The sequence below is a fragment of the Bacteroides sp. AM37-9 genome (assembly GCF_003603455.1).
Taxonomy (GTDB): domain Bacteria; phylum Bacteroidota; class Bacteroidia; order Bacteroidales; family Bacteroidaceae; genus Bacteroides; species Bacteroides xylanisolvens.
The window spans coordinates 54,360-71,054 of the sequence record NZ_QTNF01000011.1 but is presented as its reverse complement, the minus strand read 5'-3'; the positions used below and the strand labels follow the sequence as shown (position 1 = coordinate 71,054).

Genomic DNA, 16,695 nt, shown 5'->3' with positions numbered 1-16,695 from the left:
AAGAGAAATCTATAAACGGAAGCTTTGTTTTTATAAATGAAACTTGCGTTTATAAAAATGAAGGTTGCATTTATATAATTGGAACTTTCGTTTATAGTTTGTTTCAGGTCAAAGGGAACTTTAGCCTTAGAGGAACGTAAGTTTATCTTTAATACAACTTAAGTTGTCTATTAATACTTTAGCTGACAGGTAATAGCTGCTAAATGAAGTAATATTGGTGGTTACTTATATGTTTCGTCTCTCTAGGGAAATAAGAGAGGTAGTAGTAACGGGAGGTAATCTTTCAAATCCACGCGCAGTTGCTTTAACGCTTGTTGAATACGGTAATCTATTGTTTTGGGCGATACCCCCAGTGTTTCTGCAATCTCCTTGTAACTCATATCCCGGAATCGGTGCATCACAAAAGCTACCCGATAACTTTCGGGCAGTGCCGCGACAGCATCTTCAATCCGTTTCGCAAGTTCTTCAATCTGATAATAGTCCGTATCTTGCAGCATTTCCTGCATTTCTTCATAAAAGCGGGTATCCGCCCGTTGGGTGGCATCGATATGTGCAAGCTTGTTCAAAGCCCTGCGATACACCATCTTAAAAAGATAAGAATTAAGAGAGGACTCGATAACCAGTGTTTCCCGATTTTCCCAAATCCATAAAAGAGAATCCTCTACAATCTCTTCTGCATCTTCCAACTCGACAAACCGGTGACCATACGCGCACAGCATCGGATAATATCTCCGAAACAGTGTATCGAACGCTTTTTGATCTCCGCGTTGAACGGCTGATAATAGAAAATCATTGTCTGATTGATAAGTTCCTTTCATGTATTAGCTCCATAATTTACTGCAAATATAGCTTTTTTAGATAGAAACAGAGATTTTTTGAAAAAAAATGGTTTTTAGTTTAGGAGTCTTCCTATTTTCCCTTGTCTTATAGTAAAAGGCAATAAAAAAAGATATGGATAAAACAGATAGAAATACGATAGAAGAACTGCTTCCACGTTATTGTGAAGGGGTGGCAACGGAAGAAGAACGTCTGCAAGTTGAGATGTGGATGAGCGAATCGGACGAAAATCGACGGATGGCAAAACAGATACATGCTCTTTATCTTGTCACGGATACAGTTAATGTTATGAAGAAAGTCGATACGGAGAAAGCATTGTTGAAGGTGAAAAGTAGAATGTCGGGTAACAGACACAAGGGAACGATGTGGTGGCAATGGGCACAACGTGCGGCAGCAATTTTGTTCATTCCACTTCTCGTTACATTGATGCTCCAGTATTGGGGAGGAAACGAACAGGAATTGGCACAAATCATGGAAGTGAAAACAAATCCTGGGATGATGACCTCATTGACCCTGCCCGATGGTACGCTTGTTTATCTGAATTCGGAATCAACACTAAGTTATCCTTCACGTTTCGATAATGATACAAGAAATGTGACTTTACAGGGAGAAGCTTATTTTGAAGTGGCTAAGAATCCGGAAAAGAAATTTATAGTCTCCACTTCCCATCAATCACAAATAGAAGTACTGGGAACTCATTTTAATGTAGAGGCATACGAAAAAGAAGATCGGATTTCAGCAACATTGGTAGAAGGAAAGATCGGTTTTATTTATAAATCAAATGATGTCTCGAAAAAAGTGCTGATGGATCCGGGACAGAAATTGGTCTATGATTCAAAAGATAATAAGGTTCAGCTTTATGCCACTTCCGGAGAATCGGAGATTGCCTGGAAAGAAGGTAAGATTATATTCAGAAATACTCCTTTGGAAGAAGGCCTGCGAATGTTGGAAAAACGGTATAATGTGGAATTCATTATTAAAAATGATCGTTTGAAAGGAGATTCATTTACGGGAACATTTACCAACCAACGCCTGGAACGTATCCTTGAATACTTCCAACTTTCTTCTCAAATCCGCTGGCGTTATCTTGATTCGCCGGATATGAAGGATGAAAAGAGCAAAATAGAAATATACTGATTGATTAACCTTAAAACAAAAAATGCAATGAAAGACAGAGCCCCTTAGTTAAAAAACATACGGGATGATATTGGCGTATCTTCCCGTATGGAAATCGGTAAATCTTTTTGATGCTTGTTTGGCGACAAGCTTAGATAAACTTTTTATTAACTTTAAGTCATCACAAATTTATGCAAAATTATTTTAGCATCCAATTTTTATGGGTGGTAAAGTCACTTTGGCTAACCTCAAAAAAAATCCCATTATCTATGAGACTATTGGTTTTGTTCTTAGTATGCTCTATCGGACTGAGCTATGCAGCCGATAGTTACGCTCAGAAAGCTCTAATCAGTATTGATGTACACAATCAGCGGGTGGAAGATGTTCTGAGAGAGATTGAAGAGCAGTCGGACTTTGATTTTTTCTTCAATAACAAACATGTAGATTTGAATCGACGTGTATCTGTATCTGCTGATAAGAGTAATATATTCAGTGTGTTGAAAGAAATTTTTTCCGGCACTAATGTGAAATATTCGGTGTTGGATAAAAAGATTATATTGTCTGTTGAGGCGCAGTTGCCGCAACAGGAACAGAAAATAACCGTATCCGGTACTATATTGGATGCGCAGGGTGAACCGATCATCGGAGCCAGCGTGCTGGAGAAAGGGGTGCAGGGAAATGGAACGATAACGGACATTGATGGTATTTTCAAACTTTCTGTATCTTCATCCAAAGCACAGTTAGAAGTCTCTTATATCGGCTATCAGTCGCAGACTGTTGCTGTACAACCGGGAAGAAACATGAAAATCACTTTGCAGGAAGATTCCAAACAACTCGATGAAGTGGTCGTTGTGGGATATGGCACACAGAGCAAGAAGACATTGACCGGTGCCGTTTCTATGGTAAATATGGGTGACGTGGAAATGAATACTGTACCGAATGTGTCTCGTGCATTGGCAGGTAAGGCTGCGGGATTCCGTGTAAATCAGGTTTCTGCACAGCCGGGTGGTGAGGCAAAGTTCCGTATTCGCGGTGAGGCATCTATTAGTGCAGGTAATGAACCTTTATTTGTTATCGATGGATTTCCGGTGTCTTCCTCCGGTAGTTTGAGTTCAGGTGATGATTTTTACAAAGCCGGTAATATTGATAATGTACTTGAATCTTTAAATCCGGATGATATTGAATCGATTTCGGTGTTGAAAGATGCTGCTTCCACTGCTATTTATGGAGCACGTGCTGGTCATGGAGTAGTTTTAATCACTACAAAACGTGGTAAGAGCCAAAAGCCAAGAGTTACTTATTCCGGTATGGGATCAGTACAGGTGGCCCGTTCAAACTATAAAATGCTTGACACTCGTATGTACATGGATATGTATAATAAACAAAGGTATGAAGAATGGTTGAAGTTGAACGGGATGGGAATTTATGAAGGTTATGTAGATAAACCGTCTGAATCTCCTACTCAATACAAACCGACCTTTAATAACGATCAGATATTGATGGCAAGTGGCACTGATTGGCTGAATGCAGTGATGCGTAACGGATATACGCAACAGCATAATCTGTCAGTAAATGGTGGTACAGACAAAACTCGTTATTTGGCTTCTATCAATTATATGGATCAGGAAGGTATTGTTAAAAAGAATGGAGTGAGTCGTTTTTCTGCCCGTTTAAATTTGGATCAGGAACTAAGTAAGTATGTTTCTTTTGGTCTGACAGCTACTTATTCGCAAAATAAGTATGATAATGTCCCTTTGGGTGATGATGCTAATGAATATTCGGGGGTACTGACTGGTGCTATTCAGGCTAATCCTACTGTTCCTATTTATAATTCGGAAGGGAATTTCTCTGTCGATCCGAACCGTCCTTTTGTAGCCAATCCGGTTTCTTTGTTAGAAATAAAAGACAATACACTGAAAGACCGTATCATTGGTTCGGCGTTCGTATCCGTGAAACCTATTAACGATTTGGAAATAAAGGTTCAGTTGGGAGCTGACCGTTCTTCTCAAAAACGTTCTTCTTACTGGCCGAAAACAACCTTATATGGAGAGCAATATAATGGAAAGGCGGATATCTCACAAGAATATAATACGACCTATCTGATGGAGTTGACGGCACAATATTCCAAAACTTTAGGTGACCATAACCTGAAAGCTATTGGAGGTTATTCATTCCAAAAATTTAAAACAGAGGGAGTCAGTGCCGGAAATTCTGATTTTTTGGTAGATGGATTCGGTTATAATAGTTTAGGAGATGGTAATTATAAAAAACCTTCTGTTGATTCTTGGGCTTCAATTAATAGTATCGCTTCTTTGTTTGCCCGTGTCAACTACTCTTATAAAAGTAAATATTTGTTAGAGGCCACCGTGCGTGCTGATGCGGCGTCTAATTTTGATCCGGAAAACCGTTGGGGATATTTTCCGTCTGTATCAGCCGGTTGGTTGATGAGTGAAGAGAATTTTATGAAAGGTGCTTCCAACTGGTTGTCAATCCTGAAGTTGAGAGCTTCATACGGTCAGACTGGTAATTCCAATGTCGGTTATCGTATTTATGATTACTATTCCGTAGGAAGAAATTCAATTATTGGAGGTGCAGAGTCAACCGGAGTATATGCTTCAGAGTTGGGAAATAAAAGTCTGACATGGGAGACAACTTCAGAGTTTAATATAGGTGTGGATTTCGGAATGTTTAATAACCGGTTTAAGTTGTCTGCCGAGTATTTCAATCGTAGAATCACAGATTTGCTGGTGACAAACAAACCGTTACCTTTCTATAATGAAGTGAATAAAATTGCGGGTAATGTGGGGTCAACGCAGAGTCAGGGTGTAGAGATCACAGTGAATACTGTGAATATAGTAACGAATGATTTTGAATGGGATACGACACTGACCTTGTCACATTATAACGACCGTTGGTTGAAACGTGACCCAAATTGGAAGCCGAGAGCTTACGAAAAAGAAAATGATCCGATACGTGCATGGTGGGAATACGAAGCGATTGGTATTTTGCAACCGGGCGAAAAGGCACCGGAAGCTCAAAAAGACTTGGTTCCCGGTATGATGAAACTGAAAGATCAGGATGGTAATGGCGTGTTGGGAGATGAAGATAAAGTGTACATGGGTAATGGTGATCCGAAGATTATCTATGGTTTGAATAATTCATTCCGATATAAGAATTTTGATTTGAACGTCTATTTCTACGGAGAAGCAGGCAGAAAGAGAGGAACCAGCTATTATGAAGGTTGGACACGTATGGATAACGGTATTAACGTATCCACTTATTCATTGAAAGCTTTCAATAGTAACAATCTGACAGCTACCGACCCGACGTATGTTAGAGGGGGTAACGGATGGGGTGATTATTATGTGAAATCCATTTATTATATCCGTTGTGGAAGTATCACGTTAGGATATAAAGTTCCGATCAGCCAGGAAATAGTGAAGAATCTGCGTGTATATGTTGATGTGAACAATCCGTTTGTGATAACTAACTGGACAGGTCTGGATCCGGAAACGGATAACGGGACTTATGCATATCCCAATGTGACTTCTTATAATTTTGGTGTATCAATATCTTTTTAATAAGTGATGAATATGAAAAAGACAATTTATAGTATAATAGTAAGTTTCTTGTTTCTCGTTTCGTCTTGTACGCTGGAGCAGGAAGTATATGATAAAATCAATCCGGGCATGTTTCCGCAAAACGCTGAAGATGTAAATGCTTTGGTTAATTCGAGCGCTTATTATGTATTCTCTCCGTGGGGGATTTTTGAAGTAGCAGCCGGTTATGTGACGACTTCGGAAATGGTAACTGATTATGTGGAAAATACCTGGGGATGGACCACTGTATATAACTCTTACGAAGCTAACGACTGGCACATTGATGGAGATCATCGCCGCGTGTATGATTATTCTCAATATTTGGCTTCTATGACCCTGACGCAGGAACGCATCAAGGATGTAGACATGGATGAAACCTTGAAAGCGCGTTACATAGCCGAATTAAAATGCGGACGTGGTTTTATGGCTTTTCTGATGTACGACATGTATGGTCCGATACCTATTGCCGATTTGGATCTTTTACAGAAGCCGGAAGCGGAAATTGTTATTCCCCGTTTGACGGAAGAAGCGATGCGTGAATATATTGTTTCCAACTTAAAAGAAGCGGCCGAGGTGTTACCTTATCAATATGAAGATAAAGATTACGGACGCTTCACGAAAGGACTTGCCAACACACTGCTGCTGAAATTCTATATGATGACAAAACAGTGGGATGAAGCCGAGAAGATGGGACGTGAATTGATAAAACCGGAATACGGCTATAAACTGGTAGATGATTATAACTCTTTATTCTCCTTGTCGGGCGAAAAGAATTCAGAAGTAATATTCTCTTGTGTTGCTGAAGCTGGCGTGATGGAACAGAAATGGTTTGCCCATACATTGACTTCTGATTATCCGCTTCCTGCCGGAATGTCAGTGACTACTTGGGGAGGATATAAAATATCCTGGCCTGCCTATGAGTCTTATGATCCGAAAGACAAGAGACGTGAAAGAATAATTGGTGAATATACAGGTACGGAAGGTGTATATCACAGTCGTGCAACCGATCGCGATGGCGGTACAACAGGTACTCTTTTCTATGGTGCGATTCCGGTGAAATACAAAATAGAAGGAGTGATAGGAGAGAAGTGTGAAATAGATATGCCTATCTACCGTTATGCAGATGTGTTGACTTTACTTTCGGAAGCAATAGTTCGTAACGGAAATAGTATCACGCAGGAAGCCATCGGTTTGTTAAATCAGGTACGTGTCACTCATGGCGGATTGAAAGCTTATCAATTAAGCGACTTCGCTTCTGTAGAAGATTTCTTGGATAAACTATTGGAAGAACGTGGACATGAATTTTATTTTGAAGGTGTACGCCGGCAGGATTTGATCCGTCATGGAAAATTCATTGAAGCAGCACTTGCGAAAGCCAGATTTGCCGGGCAACCGACAGGTAAAATCGAAACGAAAGTAGACGGGCAATATAAATATGAAAAATTCCCGTTGCCCACTCATTTGATTACTGAAGGACAAGGCATTATTATTCAAAACCCCGGTTACTAAAAAACAGATAGCATTATGAAACATTTATTATATAGTCTATTAGGTATTTTGTTACTTGCCGGATGTAAAGAAGACAAGTATAATGTGATTATCCCGATGTCGGATATTTACTTGAGTGCACCTCAAGATGGAGCGACAATCGATTTGAATGATTTATCAACCGATGAATACAGTTTCTCATGGGAGAAACCTTTGGAAAATGGCGCTAAACTGTTTTTCTGTGCTAGTAGAGATTTTAAACAGACAGTAAAGATAGATGCAGGTAAATCCACTTCTTTTGCTATGTCTGCATTGGCTGCCGACCAATATTTCTCTCAATTGGGAATTAAAGCAGGGCAGGAAGCTTTACTATACTGGACAGTGAAAGAAACAGGTAATACCGCAGCTGCTGCTTCGGATGCACGTACAATTCGTGTGAAGCGTATGTCTACCAAATTGCTAAAACCGGAAGATATGGCAGCGGTGGCCTTGGCTGAAAATGCTCCGGAAACAGCAGTACAGTTTGAATGGGATACTACCGAATGGCCCGAGTCAACATCGTATTCGCTTTGCTTCTCACTGGATCCTGAAATGAAACAAACTGTTGCCGAACAGAGTGTGGAAGCTATAGCTGGTAAGTCATCGTTGACCCATGAAGAACTTCAGGCATTGCTCGACCAACTTGCTATCAAACGTTGGACTTCTAACTCCGTATACTGGAATGTAAAAACAAGTAGCGGACAACTGGTATCCCGTTCTTCCGGAGTATTGAATATGACAGAGATGATGCGATTCATTGATGTTCGTGGTGATGAAAAGATTACTTACCGTGTTGCCCGTATTGCTTACAGTGACGGAACCTCATTGGTTTGGCTGGCGGACAACCTGCGAACAACTAAATATCCTGATGGCACAGATATTGAGGCCGCTAATTATATGAACACACCGGCATCCTTGGGAGAAGGTAGAGTGAAGGCTTACGGAGTACATTACCATTATGACATTCGTGACAAGATAGCACCTAAAGGATGGCATTTGCCAACCATACAAGAATATAAGACCTTGTTTGCTGAAGCGGGATCCGCTGAAGGACAGTGGAATGTCTTGAAAGATCCTGAATATTATGAATCGGTGAAAGGAAAAGCACATTTGAATGAATGGAAATTCAATTTAACGGCTTCCGGACAATGGAGTGGCTCTGCGATCACTAATCACACCGGACAGTATTGTTATCTGTTGGTAACCGATGACATGTCTCATCAATGTATTCTTCACGACGGTGGAGCAACATTGTGGAGTCCTTGGACGACAGGTGCTCCTGCACGTTTTATCTACAATGAAAATTAATCAGGTGAAAATTAAAAGTATATCAATCATGTTAATCAATATAAAGAAAACTATGACCATATTATCTACCTTATTATTAGGTATTATGTGTAGCTTTTGTTCCGATACGATAGATGTATATGCCGGACAGTTTGGAGAAGGAGAAGATGCGAGTGAACCGGAAACTCCGGAAGTAGTAGGAAAAATAGTCGATATCGACCCACTAAGGAATCCCGACAGGGGATTCCACCTTGAATGTAACTTGCTTGCCGACCAAATGAAAAGTCCGTATAACGATTATGAGGTTTATGCAAGTGATCTGTATACAAAGAAAGTAGAACAATTCGATGCAAAGGATGATGACCTGACTCTTGTACAGCAATATATCTATTTAACCAAGTGGGTGAGTAAAGATCTTGACGCTGAAGCTTTAGATAACATCCGTAAAGTGTTCGAATTGATGAAAGCCCAGGGATATAAAGCAATTCTTCGTTTTGCTTATAATCATGCAGGGTTGAATACTTCCGGTGGTGAATCCAAACAATGGATTCTTAGACATATCGAGCAACTGACCCCTCTGTTGAATGAGTACATCGGACAAATAGCGACAATGCAAGTTGGTTTTATCGGTGCCTGGGGAGAGTGGCATACTTCTCCGTTGATGAGTGACCAAAGTGCAAAGAATGCAATTGTCAGTGCTCTATTGAGAGCTTTGCCTGCACCTTACTGTGTGGAAATGCGTTATCCCAATCATAAGAAAGCATTGACACTGGAACAGGAAGAATATCGTGGACGCATCGGCTATGCGAACGATTATTTCACGGCTGGCGAGCACCCTCTTGCACCGGGTAATGATTTTGTTCCGAATACGGATGATTATAAGCAAATAACAGAAGAGGTGAAAGCGAACAATTTCTACATGAGCGGTGAGATCCCTTATAAAGAGGATACAGAGTGGGGATTGTCCGAACTGATTAGTCCGATGAAATCCTTACGTATCTTGCGAGAGCACCGTTACTCGGCGTTTGATGTGACGCAGAACTTTGATTTGAACATCATGAGTTGGAAACAGGTGAAGTTGAATGCTGCTTTATTGAATGATAACCATATCCTTTTCGATGAAAGCTATTTTAAAGATGCTGAAGGCAATGATGTAGTCCGTTCATTCTATGATTTTGTACGCGACCATCTGGGTTATCGCCTGAATCTGAAGAGTGAATCAAAAGCAGAAGCAAAAAGTGGAAATCTGGAATATGATTTGACGATAACCAACACAGGTTTTGCTACGGTGATTAACCCGAAAGAAGTATATCTTGTGCTTGTTTCCCAGGACGGTCAAGTGGTTAAAGAATTCAAGCTGGATACTGACCCTAAGAGCTGGATTCCTGCTACCGATCAGGAACCGAATCAGGCTGCAAAATATACCATAAAGGGAAGTGTGGCAGCCGGAGTGACCGGAACTTATAAAGTAGGAATTTGGATGCCGGAAAAAGCAGCTGATTTGAAATACAATTCTGTATATGCCATTAAGTTTGCTCAAACAGAAAATGTGACTCATTGGTATGATGATGCAGGAAAATACGCAGTAAATCTTTTTGGTGAGGTTACATTCTAATGTAATTAGCTGAACACTTCGGTCGGAAGCAAGGAGCTTTATTCCGGCCGGAGTATTCAAAATCCACATTATATTTGAATGGAGATGAATAAAAATCATAGAACCGTATTTATTATACTTAACTTACTTGTATCATTTCTATTTTCAGCCTGTTCCTCCCCCAAGGAACAGGTTAAAATAGAAAATGGTACATTTAATATTAATGGGAAGGACATACAGTTAATCTGTGGCGAGATGCATTATCCCCGTATTCCACATGAATATTGGCGTGATCGTCTGAAGAGGGCACGTGCTATGGGTTTAAATACTGTATCTGCCTATGTCTTTTGGAACTTTCATGAACGTCAACCGGGTGAATTTGATTTTACCGGACAGGCTGATATTGCAGAATTTGTCCGTACGGCACAGGAAGAAGGACTGTATGTCATTCTTCGTCCTGGTCCCTATGTCTGCGCAGAATGGGATTTCGGAGGTTACCCTTCGTGGCTATTGAAAGAAAAAGACATGATCTATCGCAGTAAAGATCCTCGTTTCCTTTCCTATTGCGAACGTTATATCAAAGAACTGGGTAAACAACTGTCTCCCCTGACCATCAATAATGGAGGTAATATCATTATGGTACAGGTAGAGAATGAATATGGCTCGTATGCGGCAGATAAAGAATATCTTGCTGCTATCCGTGATATGATTAAAGAAGCCGGATTTAATGTCCCGTTGTTTACTTGTGACGGTGGTGGACAAGTAGAAGCCGGACACATTGAAGGTGCATTGCCTACATTGAACGGTGTGTTTGGAGAAGACATCTTTAAGGTCGTGGATAACTATCATAAAGGCGGTCCCTACTTTGTGGCGGAGTTCTATCCGGCTTGGTTTGATGAATGGGGAAAACGTCATTCGTCCGTCGCTTACGAACGTCCGGCCGAACAACTGGACTGGATGTTAAGTCACGGAGTTTCTGTCAGCATGTATATGTTCCACGGAGGTACAAACTTCTGGTACACGAATGGAGCCAATACCGGAGGAGGTTATCAGCCCCAGCCCACAAGTTATGATTATGATGCACCTTTGGGTGAGTGGGGGAATTGTTATCCCAAATACCATGCGTTCAGAGAGGTCATTCAGAAATACTTGCCCGAAGGAACAGTGCTGCCGGAAGTTCCCGCAGATAATCCGACTACGACCTTTGCAACAGTCGAATTAAAAGAAAGTGCTCCATTGAAAACTGCGTTCCATCACACCACCCAGTCCGAAAACGTACTGTCTATGGAAGACCTGGGTGTTGATTTCGGATATATCCATTACCAGACAACGATTCAAAAAGCGGGAAAGCAGAAACTTGTCATACAGGACCTGCGTGACTATGCTGTAATCTTGATAGATGGCAAGCAAGTAGCGAGTCTGGATCGCCGTTACAATCAAAACAGTGTCACCTTGAATGTAGCGAAAACGCCTGCATCACTGGAAATCCTGGTAGAAAACACCGGACGTGTGAATTACGGTCCTGATATACTTTTCAACCGGAAAGGTATTACCAATCAGGTTTTGTGGGGAGACGAAAAGTTGACCGGATGGTCTATCACTCCATTACCTTTGTATAAAGAAAACGTTTCAGATATAAATTTTGGTGGAATCATCAAAGATGTTCCGGCTTTCCATAAAGGAACGTTTACCATCCAAAAGAAAGGCGACTGCTTTGTCGATATGAGTCGATGGGGAAAAGGTGCTGTTTGGGTGAACGGCAAATCCTTGGGACGTTTTTGGAATATCGGTCCCCAGCAAACACTCTACCTGCCTGCCCCCTGGCTGAAAGAAGGCGAGAATGAAATCATTGTCTTTGAAATGGAAGATACGGGGAATCGTGTGCTGCAAGGACTGGATCAACCTGTTTTAGATAGCTTGGGAGTGGACAAAAATTATCAGCAAGGCCAACGTCGTGCAGTGGTAGGCACTCCGATTCTGGAAAGTGGCGATATTATATTGAAAGCCACCCTACAAGAAACCAATGACTGGCAGCAGTTCGACTTTCCGGTAGCGACCACTCTTCGCCACTTCTGTTTGGAAACTCTTTCTTCATATACAGAAGATAATCAAGCCTGTATTTCCGAAGTGGAATTGATTGATGATAAAGGACAGCCGATTGACAAGACAAAATGGGAAATCGTTTATGTAAGCAGCGAGCAGTCCGATAAAAACCTGGGAGTGGCAGAGAATTTGTTCGATGGTGATATATCTTCCTTTTGGCATACGGATGCGACCATGGAACCCGTTCATCCTCACCGGGTCATTGTTGATATGAAAGAGATTTATAAAACTTCGGCTTTTCGTGTAAAGGTTCGTAAAGGTTCGTTTTTATCAGGAAAGGTAAAAGATATAAATGTATATGGTCGTCCACAATTCTTCTTATTTCATTGAATAAAACGTAACAAATAGATAAAATGCGACTCTTATTTTTATTATATTTGACGAACTGTAAAAATAAAACTATGTATACACGTCTTTTATTAATTCTGTTATTGGGAACTACACTGATGTGTAGCTGTCAGACCGAACCATTGCCTGTAAATTCATTGGCAAATCGTGTGACGGAAGGCACTTCGAAAGACCGGATTCTTTTCCGGATAATTGCTGACGAGAACAACTCATCAAAAGATTATTTTGAAATCTCCTCCGAAGACGGTAAAGTGCTGATAACCGGAAACTCCGACTTATCTCTGTCTACCGGACTAAACTGGTATCTAAAATACGTAGCCGGCATTCATCTCTCTTGGAACAATCTTTCGCAGAAATTGCCGGAAGTGTTGCCGCTCCCGCAGGAGACGATCCGTAAGGAGACATCCATGCAGGACAGATATTATCTGAACTATTGTACCTATTCTTATTCTATGGCTTTCTGGGATTGGGAACGTTGGGAAAAAGAAATAGACTGGATGGCATTACACGGCATCAATATACCTTTAAGCATAACCGGAATGGAAGTGGTCTGGTATAATCTGCTGAAACGTCTTGGATACACCACAGAAGAAATCAATGAATTTATTTCCGGTCCCGCTTTTATGGCTTGGTGGCAGATGAATAATCTGGAAGGTTGGGGCGGACCGAATCCCGATAGTTGGTATCGGCAACAAGAAGTACTTCAAAAGAAAATAGTAGCCCGTATGCGTGAACTAGGCATTGAACCCGTATTCCCCGGATATGCAGGAATGGTTCCTCGTAACATCGGTGAAAAGCTAGGTTATCAGATTGCTGATCCCGGCAAATGGTGCAGCTTCCCTCGTCCGGCTTTCCTTTCTACGGAGGATGAACATTTCGAATCTTTTGCCGCTATGTATTATGAAGAATTGGAGAAGCTCTACGGAAAAGCCAACTATTACAGTATGGACCCCTTTCATGAAGGAGGTAATACAGAAGGAGTGGATTTGGCGAAAACCGGTGCTTCCATTATGGCGGCTATGAAGAAAGCGAATCCAAAGGCAGTCTGGGTTATTCAGGCTTGGCAGGCGAATCCTCGCGAAGAGATGATCTCTTCCCTCAACCAGGGAGATATGCTGGTCTTGGATTTATATAGCGAAAGACTTCCTCAATGGGGAGATCCGGATTCGAAGTGGTATCGGGAGAAAGGTTTTGGCAAACATGACTGGCTCTATTGTATGCTATTGAATTTTGGCGCAAATGTAGGCCTGCACGGCCGGATGGATTTGTTGGTGAATGGATATTATGACGCTTGTGCGCACGCTAATGGAAAAACATTGCGTGGAGTAGGGGCCACCCCGGAAGGTATTGAAAATAACCCGGTGATGTTCGAGCTTCTTTATGAACTCCCTTGGCGCGAAGAAAGATTTTCTCCTGATGAATGGTTGCAAGGCTATTTGAAAGCTCGCTACGGTAAAGACGTTTCTCCGGAAGTAATGGAAGCATGGCGTGCATTAGAACATACCGTTTACAATGCTCCGAGAGACTATCAGGGTGAAGGAACAGTTGAATCCTTATTGTGTGCCCGTCCGGGTTTCCATTTAGACAGAACCTCCACATGGGGATATGCTAAATTATTCTATTCTCCTGATTCTACGGCAAAGGCAGCCCGGTTATTAACCTCTGTTGCCAAACAGTATGAAGGAAGCAATAATTTTGAGTATGACCTGGTAGACATCGTACGCCAAAGCAACGCCGACAAAGGAAATGTGTTACTTGAAGAAATATCGCAGAGCTATGACCGGAAAGACAAAGAGAATTTCTGCAAACAAACACAGCAATTCCTTGACTTGATAGTATCGCAAGACAGCCTGCTCTCTACCCGAAAGGAATTTTCCGTATCTACTTGGTTGGATGCTGCGCGTTCTTTAGGAACTACCGATGCAGAAAAGAAACTGTATGAATGGAATGCTTCTGCATTAATCACTGTCTGGGGAGATAGCATCGCTTCCGATCAGGGAGGACTGCACGATTATTCACATCGGGAATGGAGCGGAATATTGAAAGACTTGTATTACCAGCGTTGGAAAGCCTTCTTTGAGCAGAAACAGGCGGAGCTGGACGGGAAATCTGTTGGGCAACCTAATTTCTACGGGATGGAGAAAGCATGGGCAGAAAAGAGTAAGACACAGGCATTGAAAAACTAAATAAAAGGCCAATGATATAGCTGGGGATGAAACATTGCCCGGCTATGTTTGTCTTGTAACCTTTCTATAAGGAATCTCTAATGTTTATGCGATATTTTCCGAGAGTGAAACGTTTCTCGATCAAATATAATAAATAATCTATAGGGAAGTATCTATAAAAATAATCGGAAGCAACAGGAAATACCCTGCTTGCTTCCGATTCTCTTTATATAATGATCTCGGATATTTATATTAATCCTGAACGAACTCTATCCTAAAAATGCTGTATATTATTTTTCCAACAACTCTTTTAAGAACTCGTCCAATTCCTTATCCAACCCTTTCAGCAATTCATCGTTCACGAGGATCGTATCATCGTCCACCAGTAACAATTCCGCTATGGTTTCTTTCTCTTCATCCACCAGAACGAAAGAGTAAGGCTTCAGGATAGTCACCTTGTCGAAGTCTCCGGCATCTTTCATTCTGCAAAGAATGTTGCGTAGAGAAGGTTCCACGCTTTCAAGGAAATCATCCCCTTCATACGTAGCCCATTCTTCGACCATGATGTTCGCCAGTTCTTCATCATCATCATTGTAAATATTAAGTTGTCCCGATGTCTGGTCCGGTTGGAGATGGATATCGGTTACGACAGTTTGTTCGCAGTTACATGTATATTTAGCGACTGCCTTTTGGATAGCCGATTCGATAATGGATAGTGATTGTTGGCTTAGTTTCATGGGTTCCTTCTTTTTATAAGTTCAAAGGTATAAAAAAAATAAGATTTGATACACAATTTCCTTAAAAATCATCATTAAATCGGCTCATTTGTAATTTTAACTTAGGTAATTGAGCGTTTCTCTCCTTCAATTCGGCTAAATACAAGGATGTAAGATAATAATTCGGCACATCGTCAATGCTGGCCTGAACACTATCTGTGATATTCTTTTTATCAATTTTCTTGGCTAGTTGCTGTGCTTTTTCCGCCCATTCTTCCGCTTTGGCCAGACTATCTTTCATTTCATAATAAACAGCTATGTTGAGAGCTGCCCGCATCTTCTTCTTTTGGTTCTTGGTACCTTCGAAAGCCTGGTTCCAAAGTTCGTATGCGTCGTCCCATGAATTTTCGCGTACATAGATGGCAGCATCACGCATGGGAACCGAACCTCCGGTATACAGATACCGTGTTCCTTTTTTCCACATGGGGACGAGATATTTCACCGGAACTGTCCCTGCAAATACCGCCGCTTCCTCCAGCATTTGTTTGTCGCGAATCATGCGGGTGGCAGCTTCTACGGCAGTACCTCCAAACTCTTCCCAAAAGATGCTGTCGTTAGGATGGAGCGTAGTCATCGGCCGGCTACGTTCGGGAAGATACACTTTCACCGTGGGATATACTTTTACGTCTACTGCTCCTTGAAAACAGTTGAACTCATTCAGAAAACGGACAGATTTAGTTGCTTTGAGTTGCAGATTTTCTAGTGCAATGATAAAATCCACTCCCAAACTAGAGGCTAACTGACGGACTTCCTCCTGGCTCAACGTACTTTCGCGGGCCAGTTTATCATTTGCCCGCAAAGCAGAATCACAGATGACTACTTCTTCAAAGTAACTCTGATGTGCGATTTCTTCAGCCAGTGATTCGGTGGCAATCTTAGGATCTCCGTTGGCGTATGCCGTTGCACGACTTACCAGCGGTGTACCTTCTTTGATCTTTTCAGTCGTTGTTATTAGTTTGTTATCGGGAGTGTTGCTGGTGTTATTCACGATAGCTACTTTCCGGAGTTGCGGAGGAAAGCTCAAGTCGGCAGGTTGCAGATAATCAATGGAAATCTGTTCCAAACTCTGACAACTGCCCAGTGTCAGCAGGAAGATAGTGACGAAAGCCAGTGAATAAGATTTTGCCATAGTTTTGTTCTATTTAGTAATTTGAACAAAAGTACAATTTTGGAGGAATAAAAGAAAGTCTCAAACAGTTTTTAACCGTTTGAGACTTTCTTTTGTGTATTGAAACTTGAGATTATACCTTAATGTTAAAAATTAAATAAGGCTTTTGAGCGAAGCTGATTAAAAAATGAGCACAAAGAAATAGAAACTCCTACTTACCCAACTTTTAACTCTC

At 41.3% G+C, this 16,695-nt stretch carries 10 protein-coding genes; 7 read left to right on the top strand and 3 right to left on the bottom strand.

Annotation, left to right across the window (positions count from 1 at the left end; all coding sequences use genetic code 11):
• Nucleotides 1-242: 242 nt before the first annotated feature.
• The gene (locus tag DW862_RS09675; protein ID WP_118219371.1) at nucleotides 243-818 is read right to left on the bottom strand and encodes an RNA polymerase sigma-70 factor; all 576 of its coding nucleotides are present in this window, start codon (nucleotides 816-818) and stop codon (nucleotides 243-245) included.
• Between the two features lie 133 nt (nucleotides 819-951).
• Between DW862_RS09675 and DW862_RS09670 the strand changes: the two genes are divergently transcribed.
• The 7 genes from DW862_RS09670 to DW862_RS09640 all read left to right on the top strand — a co-directional run bounded on the left by DW862_RS09670 (nucleotide 952) and on the right by DW862_RS09640 (nucleotide 14,597).
• Entirely contained in the window at nucleotides 952-1,974 is a 1,023-nt protein-coding gene (locus tag DW862_RS09670; RefSeq protein ID WP_120067945.1) for a FecR family protein, read from the top strand.
• Nucleotides 1,975-2,144: 170 nt separating this feature from the next.
• Nucleotides 2,145-5,534, top strand: a complete 3,390-nt coding sequence (locus DW862_RS09665; protein WP_120067943.1) for a TonB-dependent receptor — start codon at nucleotides 2,145-2,147, stop codon at nucleotides 5,532-5,534.
• Between the two features lie 12 nt (nucleotides 5,535-5,546).
• On the top strand, nucleotides 5,547-7,061 hold the full coding sequence (locus DW862_RS09660; protein WP_120067998.1) for a RagB/SusD family nutrient uptake outer membrane protein: 1,515 nt from the start codon (nucleotides 5,547-5,549) through the stop codon (nucleotides 7,059-7,061).
• 15 nt (nucleotides 7,062-7,076) lie between these two features.
• The gene (locus DW862_RS09655) at nucleotides 7,077-8,387 is read left to right on the top strand and encodes a SusE domain-containing protein (RefSeq protein ID WP_120067941.1); all 1,311 of its coding nucleotides are present in this window, start codon (nucleotides 7,077-7,079) and stop codon (nucleotides 8,385-8,387) included.
• A 28-nt stretch (nucleotides 8,388-8,415) separates the two neighbouring features.
• Nucleotides 8,416-9,981 (top strand): DUF4874 domain-containing protein, encoded by a 1,566-nt coding sequence (locus tag DW862_RS09650; RefSeq protein WP_120067939.1) that lies wholly within the window; start codon nucleotides 8,416-8,418, stop codon nucleotides 9,979-9,981.
• Nucleotides 9,982-10,065: 84 nt separating this feature from the next.
• Nucleotides 10,066-12,393: a beta-galactosidase gene (locus DW862_RS09645; RefSeq protein ID WP_207895145.1), complete on the top strand. Its 2,328-nt coding sequence runs from the start codon at nucleotides 10,066-10,068 to the stop codon at nucleotides 12,391-12,393.
• Nucleotides 12,394-12,464: 71 nt separating this feature from the next.
• Nucleotides 12,465-14,597, top strand: coding sequence for an alpha-N-acetylglucosaminidase (locus DW862_RS09640; protein WP_120067935.1), 2,133 nt, complete (start codon nucleotides 12,465-12,467; stop codon nucleotides 14,595-14,597).
• A 269-nt stretch (nucleotides 14,598-14,866) separates the two neighbouring features.
• Here DW862_RS09640 and DW862_RS09635 read toward each other — a convergent pair whose 3' ends face one another.
• Both DW862_RS09635 and DW862_RS09630 read right to left on the bottom strand, forming a co-directional pair.
• Nucleotides 14,867-15,313 (bottom strand): hypothetical protein, encoded by a 447-nt coding sequence (locus tag DW862_RS09635; RefSeq protein ID WP_008020975.1) that lies wholly within the window; start codon nucleotides 15,311-15,313, stop codon nucleotides 14,867-14,869.
• Nucleotides 15,314-15,374: 61 nt separating this feature from the next.
• Nucleotides 15,375-16,481, bottom strand: coding sequence for a DUF6340 family protein (locus tag DW862_RS09630; RefSeq protein WP_120067933.1), 1,107 nt, complete (start codon nucleotides 16,479-16,481; stop codon nucleotides 15,375-15,377).
• Between the last annotated feature and the right edge of the window lie 214 nt (nucleotides 16,482-16,695).